The sequence below is a fragment of the Methylomagnum sp. genome, assembly GCF_054333355.1.
Genome location: NZ_JBTEKS010000423.1, coordinates 1 through 3,593, shown reverse-complemented (window position 1 = coordinate 3,593; position 3,593 = coordinate 1). Strand labels below are relative to the sequence as shown.

Below are 3,593 nucleotides of genomic sequence, written 5' to 3'. Positions count from 1 at the left end.
AGTACACCTTGGAGCGGCCCGGCGACGGCGACAGGCCGCTGGACGTGGACGAGCTGACCCGCCGCCGCACCATCCAGGACTGGGTGCTGCGCCCGCTGCTGCGGGGCATTCCCGGCGTCGCCGAGATCAACTCCATCGGTGGCTACGAGCGCCAATACCAAGTGCTGGCGGACCCGGACCGGCTGCGCCATTACGGCCTGAGCCTGAAAGACGTTTACACCGCCCTGGCGCTCAACAACGCCAACAGCGGCGGCGGCAAGCTGCCCCGCTACGCCGAGCAATACCTCATCCGGGGCGTGGGCCTGATCCGCACCGTGGCGGACATCGGCAATATCGTTTTGAAGGAGGACGACGGCACCCCGGTGTTCGTGCGGGATGTGGCGGAAGTGAAGATCGGCACGGCGGTGCGCTACGGCGCGGTCATCAAAAACGGCGAGACCGAGACCGTGGGCGGCATCGTGTTGATGATCCGGGGCGGCAACGCCAAGAAGATCGTCAGCCAGGTCAAGGCGCGGGTGGATGAAATCAACCAGCAGGGCATGTTGCCGGAAGACCTACAGATCATGCCGTTCTACGACCGCTCCGAACTGGTGGACGCCGCCGTGTTCACGGTGGGCAAGGTGTTGCTGGAAGGCATCGCCCTGGTGGTGGTGGTGCTGGTGCTGTTCCTGGGGGATATACGTTCCAGCTTGATTGTCGTCGCGACCCTCATCATCACCCCGCTCTGCACCTTCATGGCGATGAACCACTACGGGATTTCCGCCAACCTGATGTCGCTGGGGGGGCTGGCCATCGCCATCGGCATCATGGTGGACGGCTCGGTGGTGGTGGTGGAGAACGCCTTCCGCCATTTGGGCGAAACCCGCGTCACGCCCGAGAACCGGGGCCGCATCCTGCTCCGCGCCACCACCGAGGTCGCCACGCCGGTGCTGTTCGGGGTGGGCATCATCTGCTTGGTGTTCCTGCCGCTGATGACCATGGAGGGCATCGAGGGCAAGATGTTCGGGCCGCTGGCCTACACCATCGCCATCGCCCTGTTCATTTCGCTGGTGGTATCCCTCACGCTGTCGCCGGTGCTGTGTTCGTTCCTGCTCAAAGGCGGCGCGGAACACGACACAGCGCTAATCGCCTTCATCAAGCGGCCCTATCTCGGGTTGCTGCGGTTCGCCTTGGGCCATCCCCGCACCGTCATCATGGCCGCTGTCGGCCTGTTGGCGGGAAGCCTGATGCTGCTGCCGCTGCTGGGCACTTCGTTCATCCCGGAAATGAAGGAAGGCTCAATCGTCCCCGGCGTCAACCGGGTGCCGAGCATGTCCCTGGACGAGTCCATCAAGCTGGAAACTGAGGCCATGCGGCTGGTGATGGAAGTGCCCGGCGTGGCGAAGGTGGTGTCCCAGTTAGGCCGCAGCGAGAACCCCACCGATCCGCAGCCGGAGAACGAATCCACCCCCATCGCCACCCTCAAGCCCCGCGACCAGCTTCCCGAAGGCTGGGATCAGAACACCGTGATGGAAGCCATCCGGGAGAAGCTGAAAGTGTTGCCCGGCGTGCAAATCGTCATGGCCCAGCCGATTTCCGACCGGGTGGACGAGATGGTGACGGGGGTGCGGTCGGATGTCGCCATCAAGCTGTTCGGCGATGACCTACAGGAACTCAAGCAGACCGCCGACGCCATCATCAAGGTGCTGAACGGGGTCCGGGGCGCGGCGGACATCCGGGTGGAGCGGATCAGCGGCCAGCAATACCTGACCATCGACATCGACCGTGACGCCATCGCCCGCCACGGCATCAACGTCGCCGACATCAACGACATCATCGAGAGCGCGGTCGGCGGGCGGATCAGCACCGAAATCTACGAGGGCGAGCGGCGCTTCTCGGCGGTGGTGCGGTTCCCCGAGCGGTTCCGCGACAAGCCGGAAGCCATCGGCCACATCCTGCTGAAATCGCCGGGCGGGGCGCTGGTGCCGCTGGACGATCTCGCCACCATCCATGTCGTGGACGGCCCCGCGCAGATCAGCCGCGACATGGCGAAGCGCCGCATCGTGATCGGCGCCAACGTGCGGGACCGGGATTTGGGCGGGTTCGTGGCCGAGTTGCAAAAGGCCGTGGCCGAGAAGGTGACGCTGCCGGAGGGCTATTTCCTGAAATGGGGCGGGCAGTTCGAGAACTTGGAACGGGCCATGAAGCGGCTGATGATTATCATCCCGGCCACCATCGTGGCGATTTTCTTCCTGCTGTTCATGCTATTCAACTCGTTGCGCTACGCCGCGCTGATTATTTTGGTGCTGCCGTTCGCGTCGATGGGCGGCATCATCTCGCTGTTCCTGAGCGGGGAGTATTTGTCGGTGCCCGCGTCGGTGGGTTTCATCACGCTGTGGGGCATCGCAGTGCTGAACGGGGTGGTGCTGGTGTCGTACATCCGCAGCTTGCGGCACGATGGGATGGCGTCGGAGCAGGCGGTGTTCAAGGGTTGCGAGCAGCGCTTCCGCCCGGTGATGATGACGGCCACCGTAGCCATGCTGGGGTTGATTCCATTCCTGTTCGCGACGGGGCCGGGTTCGGAGGTGCAGCGTCCGTTGGCGATTGTGGTGATTGGGGGCTTGCTGACTTCGACGCTGCTGACGCTGGTGGTGTTGCCGGCCTTGTATGGGTGGTTTGAGGAGAAGGAGGGGTGATTTGTGGGATGCGGTGAATGATGGGAACCGGATTGGTCGCGTCGCGATTGGTGCGGTTCGTTCCTCACCGCACCCTACGGCCCTATCTTTATAGAGATAACTTATCTCTCCATTATCCCTTAGCCAGCGTAGCCCGGATGGCTTTTATGGAATCCGGGCTGATGCGTTTCCGATCATCCCGGATTCCACGGCGCTTCATCCGGGCCATGTGGCTGTGATCTAAAATTGCTCTGGAATTGCTCTGGAAACGAGCTTCATAATCCCATTAAATATTAAGCTTAAATCTATAATTAAATCATTAAAGGTAAGTCATGCGGATAGCAATTATCGGCACTTCTAATTCCCTTATGGCCAGTGGCTACACATACGGATTGGCCCAGTCCACAAAAGTCACCCGTGTCGAAAATTTTTCAATGGGGGGGAGCATCAGCCTCCTAGCCAGTGTGACCACTCGGGGTGTTGACTTCTCGAAATTCGATGTTTGCCTGTTGGATTTCGCGGTCAACGAAGCGCTCTTTGTAGGATATATCAGCACAGATGATATGTATGCCTACGAACGCGCCATTGTGGGCAGGCTAATCGCGGCGGGCTGCCTTCCTGTCATCTTGATTATCCCGCGAAAGCAAATGGGTGGAAAACGTGATCTGGTGAGGGAATATCACTTACGGCTTGCACAGGAATTAAATCTGCCTTATTTCGACATTACCAGTTACTTAGAAAAATTCACCGTAACCAAGGGAATAGAACGTGCGGTCCTTTTTAAGGACGGGGGCCATTTAGCCTCGACTTTGGCCTTTTCACGCCGTGGCGGCGAGTTGATTCAGCAGGACTTCGCCATCGCGAGGCGACAATTCCAACAGTTCGCCGCCGGATGCGGAGTTGACGAAATACTTCCGCGCCCAGATGGCGCGGCGGACA

Annotated in this window: 2 protein-coding genes; both read left to right on the top strand. The window is 60.5% G+C overall.

Annotated elements, in window-relative coordinates; genetic code table 11:
• Nucleotides 1–2,675 (top strand): efflux RND transporter permease subunit (locus tag ACXWUF_RS20445; RefSeq protein WP_458503375.1); only part of this gene is annotated, 2,675 nt, incomplete at its 5' end.
• A gap of 311 nt (nt 2,676–2,986) precedes the next feature.
• Nucleotides 2,987–3,593, top strand: a 607-nt coding sequence (locus tag ACXWUF_RS20440; protein WP_458499379.1) for a hypothetical protein, incomplete at its 3' end; no start/stop codon positions are given.